The 5582-nt window shown below is 61.1% G+C and carries 5 protein-coding genes and 1 pseudogene; 2 read left to right on the top strand and 4 right to left on the bottom strand.

Features of this window, described 5'->3' with window-relative positions; genetic code table 11:
- Nucleotides 1-459 (top strand): ATP-binding protein (locus tag ABSG20_RS28335; protein ID WP_423867774.1); only part of this gene is annotated, 459 nt, incomplete at its 5' end.
- The gene (locus ABSG20_RS28330; RefSeq protein ID WP_423867773.1) at nt 459-2378 is read left to right on the top strand and encodes a putative bifunctional diguanylate cyclase/phosphodiesterase; all 1920 of its coding nucleotides are present in this window, start codon (nt 459-461) and stop codon (nt 2376-2378) included. The genes ABSG20_RS28335 and ABSG20_RS28330, both read left to right, overlap by 1 nt.
- Nucleotides 2379-2408: 30 nt before the next feature.
- Here the strand turns inward: ABSG20_RS28330 and ABSG20_RS28325 are convergent, their stop codons facing one another.
- The 4 genes and pseudogenes from ABSG20_RS28325 to ABSG20_RS28310 all read right to left on the bottom strand — a co-directional run.
- Nucleotides 2409-3797, bottom strand: coding sequence for an LLM class flavin-dependent oxidoreductase (locus ABSG20_RS28325; RefSeq protein ID WP_423867772.1), 1389 nt, complete (start codon nt 3795-3797; stop codon nt 2409-2411).
- Nucleotides 3798-3915: 118 nt separating this feature from the next.
- The gene (locus tag ABSG20_RS28320) at nt 3916-4542 is read right to left on the bottom strand and encodes a carboxymuconolactone decarboxylase family protein (protein WP_423867771.1); all 627 of its coding nucleotides are present in this window, start codon (nt 4540-4542) and stop codon (nt 3916-3918) included.
- 372 nt (nt 4543-4914) lie between these two features.
- Nucleotides 4915-5049, bottom strand: a pseudogene (locus ABSG20_RS28315) (VOC family protein); the annotation flags it as partial.
- Nucleotides 5050-5119: 70 nt separating this feature from the next.
- The coding region (locus ABSG20_RS28310; protein WP_423867770.1) for a hypothetical protein at nt 5120-5582 on the bottom strand (463 nt) is incomplete at its 5' end.

Genomic DNA, 5582 nt, shown 5'->3' with positions numbered 1-5582 from the left:
TGCCCCGGCAACCTCGGGATCGTCACGACCGATCAAACCAAACTGCGACAGGCGGCTCTGAATCTGATGAGCAACGCCGCCAAGTTCACCCAGGACGGGACGATCACATTATCGGTTCAGCGCCGGAATAGTCAGGCGGGGGACTGGATCGAGATCCAGGTGCTCGATTCCGGGATCGGCATCGCGCCGTCGGAGATCGGGCGACTGTTCCAGAATTTCGGCCAGGCAAATCGTGCAACCTCAAACAAATACGGAGGAACCGGTCTTGGTCTCGCGCTGAGCCAGACGTTATGTGCGCTTATGGGCGGGGGAATATCCGCAACAAGCGAGCTTGGCCACGGATCGTGCTTTACGATCCGGGTGCCCGCATGGGCGAGCGACGGCCCAAGAGCAGATCAGAACCGCTCGGGAGCAGTTCTGCATCCCGCCAACGCGCTGGTGGCCGGAAAGATCGCCTGATGACAACATCCAACGCCACAACGCCGCTGGTAATCGTGCTGCGGCCTGAACCCGCTAAATCCAACGGGGTCGACGTTCGTGCAAGTGTCCGTCCGCGTTTGCTTATAGTAGACGACATCGCCGACAACCGAACTATCCTGACGCGCCGGTTTGAGCGCCATGGCTTCGACGTGGTGGAGGCCGACAACGGTCTGACCGCGATCGAATTGATCGACAGGGAACCGTTCGATCTGGTACTCCTGGACGTCATGATGCCGGGCATCGACGGCATCGAAACCCTCAAGCGAATCCGTAGCCGGAAGTCTGCCTCGGCGCTGCCCATTATCATGGTGACGGCAAAATCCGAGAGCGATAATATCGTCGAAGCTCTGGAACTGGGGGCTAACGACTACGTCACGAAGCCCGTCGACTTCGCCGTAGCTCTGGCCCGTGTGAACACCCAGATCGGCCGGAAGCGTGCGGAACAGCAGGTGCTGCTGGCAAACCAGGAGCTCCGAGATGCAAATGAAGATCTCGAGCGTAGGGTAGAAGAGCGGACCAGGCGTCTCGTTGACGCCAACCAGCGTCTCAAGGTCGAGATTGCGGATCGTGAGGAGTCGCAGGCCAGATCCCAGTATCTCGCCTATCACGACTCGCTCACCGGCCTCGGAAACCGTCTGTTGTTCAAGGAGCAGCTTGAAGAAGCGCTCAACGAGGTTTCCGTAACGCCGCATCCCCTGGCGGTCTTGTTCCTGGATCTTGATGGCTTCAAGGCCGTCAACGACACGTTGGGTCATTCGATCGGCGATTTGCTCCTGAAATCGGTTGCGAGCAAGCTACGTGACGTCCTTCAGCCAACGGATCGTATCGCCAGGCTCGGTGGCGACGAATTTGCGATCCTACAGATATCGGCTGCTCAGCCGGCGTCGTCAATCGCATTGGCCGAGAAGATCATCGAGATTATTGGTCAATCCTGCCGCGTCGATGGACACGACGTGACGGTGGGGGCCAGCGTCGGAATCGCCATTGCGCACCCCGGTAATATTAACACGGAAACGTTCCTGAAGAGCGCGGATCTCGCGATGTATAGGGCGAAATCTGAAGGTCGCGGCACTCATCGCATGTTTGATCCGGAGATGGATGCGATCGTTCAGGCGCGTCGTATCCTTGAGAGGGATATGCGTACTTCGCTTGCGCAGGATGGTTTTAAACTGTTCTACCAACCGCTCGTCAATCTGCAAACCAAAAAGGTGACGGCCTTCGAAGCGTTGATGCGCTGGGATCATCCGGAACGCGGGATTGTGCTTCCGTCGGAGTTTATTCCGGTGGCGGAGGAGATGGGTTTGATTGTTCAGCTCGGCCAATGGGCACTGAGGCACGCGTGTGCGGAAGCAATGAAATGGCCCGACCAAATCTCCGTTTCGGTGAATTTGTCCCCGCTTCAATTCTCCAAGGGCAATCTCGTTTCCACCGTCGTGAGCGCCCTGGCTTCGTCGGGATTGCCCGCGTCCCGTCTCGAACTTGAAATCACAGAATCGGTGCTGTTGGAAAAGTCTGAGCGCAACATCGCATCGCTCAATCAGCTACGTGACCTCGGCGTTCGAATATCGATGGACGATTTCGGTACCGGGTATTCCAGCATCGGTTACCTTCGTAGTTTTCCATTCGACAAGATAAAGATTGATCAGTCGTTTGTTCGAGATTTGCTCGTCGACCAAGGAAGCCTCGCAATTGTGCGCGCCATCACCGGGCTTGGGGTGAGCTTTGGCATTACCACGACCGCGGAAGGCGTCGAGACCGAGGAACAAATGCGATGCTTGAACCTCGAAGGCTGTATCGAGGTTCAGGGATATCTATACAGCGAGCCTGTGGCAGCTCATGAGGTAGCTAAACTTATTGAGAGTTTGGTCGATCGACAATTGCGGGTGCCGGCCTTATAGGGTTCCGGCAAGACCAGCGAGGACCCTGATCTACTCCGCCGCCTTCGCCGGCTTGCACGGTCGATACTGCAGCGCCGGATGTGGCGCGGCCAGTCGCGCGCGGCCCGGGCCGAACAGTTTTTCGCGCAGGGTGCCCGGGCGGTAGGTCTGCTTGTAACGGCCGCGCCGCACCAGCTCCGGCACCAGCATGTCCGCGATATCCTCGAAATCGCCGGGCGAAATCGCGAACGCCACGTTCAAGCCGTCGACATCGGTCTGCTCGAACCAGGCTTCGATCTCGTCGGCAACTTTTTGCGGCGTGCCGACCACGACCGGCCCGATGCCGCCGATGCCGACATGGGCGGCGACCTCGCGCACGGTCCAGACCCGGTCCGGATCGGCGCGGGTGATATTGTCCATCGCGGTGCGGCCGGCGTCGTTCTGGACGTGGCGAACTTCCTGGTCGAGATCGTAGGTCGAAAAATCGACGCCGGTCCAGCCCGACATCAGGGTCAGCGCGCCCTCGGGGCTGATGCGAGCGCGGTAGTCGGCATGCTTGGCCGCGGCCTCCTCTTCGGTTCGGCCGAGAATGATCGTCATCATGCTGAACATCAGTATCTCGGCGGGGTTGCGGCCGGCTGCCGCGGCCAGCGCACGGATGGCGGCGACGCGCGGCGCGATGATTTTCGCCGACGGTCCGGACATGAACACACACTCCGCATGCGCTGCGGCGAACTGCCGTCCGCGCGGTGAGGTGCCGGCCTGATACAGCACCGGCGTGCGTTGCGGCGACGGCTCGCTCAGATGAATGGCGTCGAGCCGGTAGTTCTTTCCTTCGTGGCGGACACGATGCACCCTGGCGGGATCGGCGAAGACGCCGCGCGCGCGGTCGCGCAGCGCCGCGTCGTCCTCCCAGCTTCCCTCCCAGAGCTTGTAGACCACTTCCATGTATTCGTCGGCGACATCGTAGCGGTCGTCATGCGCGGTCTGCTTGTCCTTGCCGGAGCCGCGCGCCGCGCTGTCGAGATAGCCGGTGACCACGTTCCAGCCGATCCGTCCCTCGGTGAGGTGGTCGAGCGTCGACATCCGCCGCGCGAACGGGTAGGGCGGTTCGTACGACAGCGTGCAGGTCACCCCAAAGCCGAGATGTTCGGTGACGGCCGCCATCGCCGAGACCAGGAGCAGGGGATCGTTGACCGGCGTCTGCGTGGCGTTGCGCAGCGCCGCGTCGGGACTGCCGCCGAACACGTCGTAGACGCCGAGCACGTCGGCGAGAAAGAGGCCGTCGAACCGGCCGCGCTCCAGCGTCCTGGCCAGGTCGATCCAGTAGGGCAGCCGGTTGTATTCGGCGGTGCGGTCGCGCGGATGGGTCCAAAGTCCCGGCGACTGATGGGCGACGCAATTCATGGCGAAGGCGTTGAGCCGGATTTCTTTTTTCATCTTCCAAGGCCCCCAAGCCGCGCCGCGCAAAAAATACATGGCAAGACACGCGCGAAGACATGGCGTCCGCGGCCGGGCCGCGGACGAAGTGAAACGCGTCAAGCCGGCGCCCCGGTTGCTAGCGGCCGGCCTGCTTGAACGGGAATTCCACATCGGCCGGCGGCGCCACATGGGCGACGTTGAGCGTCATCGAAACCACGTCGTAATAGCCGTTGACGGCGACCAGGTCCATGATGCCGGCTTCGCCGAATTTATCCAGCGCCTTGGCGTAGATCGCGTCATCGACGCCGTGGTCGCGCCGCAGCTGGGTGGTGAACTCCCAGACGATGGCTTCGTCCTCCTTCATCTGTTCCGGCTTTTGCCCGGCCCCGATCGCCGCCACGATGGCGGGATCGAGACCCGCCTTGATCGCCAGCGGGACGTGGGCGTGCCACTCATATTGCGAGCCCCAGTACTGCGCGGTCATGATGATGGCCATCTCATTGACGCGCTTGTCGAGCGAGGTGTTGAACCGGACATATTCGCCGACCTTCTGCAGACGGTCGGCCAGTTCGGGACTGCGCAGCCAGGCGTTGAACGGGCCGTTCATCGATTTCCGGGGGCCGGACATGATCGCATCGGCAATGGTTCGCTGGGCGGGTGACATCTTGTCGAGCGGGATTTCTGCCATCCGCTCGCCGGTCAGCGCGACCGCGGAGCCTGCCAACATCGCCGAGATGAGGGACGCGCGCAGCATGGTCTTCATGTCATTCTCCCCGAGTGGTCCGGTCGCAAGCCGGGCTGTCCGGGAAACTGTTGCCTTCCGCGCGCTTTTGGCAAGGCCAAATTCGGAAGGGCCGCGTTCTCTGAAGGTTCCGACATCGTCGCGAGCCGGGTGCCTCCGACAGGACGCCCACAAGGGGCGCCCCTACGTCATGTCGATCCAGTAGCGGTGCCCCTGGGGCGACCCTTGTGGTCGCCTTCCTTCGGCGCCCCGCGTGAGCGTAGCCCGGATGAGCGAAGCGAAATCCGGGGCTTCGCTGGCTCCCGCATATCGCGGAGCCCGTCATCGCGCGGCGCATTCGCGCCGACCCGTTGGCTCATGCGGGCTACTGGCTGCGTCACCATCAGTCGGTGACTAGTCGCCGCGATAGACCGCTTCAATGTTATTGCTGTCCGGATCGAGAACGAAGGCGGCGTAATAGCGAGGCCGACGCAGCCCCGGCGCACCGTTGTCAGTTCCGCCCGCCTTGAGCGCGGCAGCGTGGAACGCGGCGGCTCATCGATGTGCGAATTCACGGGCACCAAATCGAGGTTGTGTTTAGTGAATACCGGACACGCCATTAGACATTGACCGGAAGCAGCAGATGAAAAAGGCGCATGTGGTGCGTGTCAAGATCATGCTCCGTCTCTCCCAAACGAGTGTTCGCCATCGCATTCGCGAGAGCCTTCGATAGGCCCGACTGTACAAGCTTTGAGCTAGCAATAAGCTTGAGAGGAGTCCGTTGCATTTCAATGCGTTGCTCAAGTCCATTCCATGCACCGTCCGTCTTGCCGTCCATAACGTACCCGAGCATGCCACCCGCCAAGGATCCCTGAGAATACTGTCCGTTGATGAAGGCCATCATTCCATCATCTCCAGCGTAAGCCGGATACTCTGTCGAGAAGCTGCCTCCGGGGTATCTCACGTGCAGCCGCTTGGATTCGAATGCAAAATAGTCACGCTGCGATTGCCGGTGCTTGAAGCGAAGGTCCAAACGTCCAAGTCGCTGTCCGTCCAAACCCAATAGCCAGCACTGCGCGACG

Origin of the sequence: Bradyrhizobium sp. (assembly GCF_049512235.1) — a bacterium.
Taxonomy (GTDB): Bacteria; Pseudomonadota; Alphaproteobacteria; order Rhizobiales; family Xanthobacteraceae; genus Bradyrhizobium.
The sequence above is the reverse complement of the archived record's forward strand: the minus strand, read 5'-3'. Positions and strand labels throughout refer to the sequence as shown.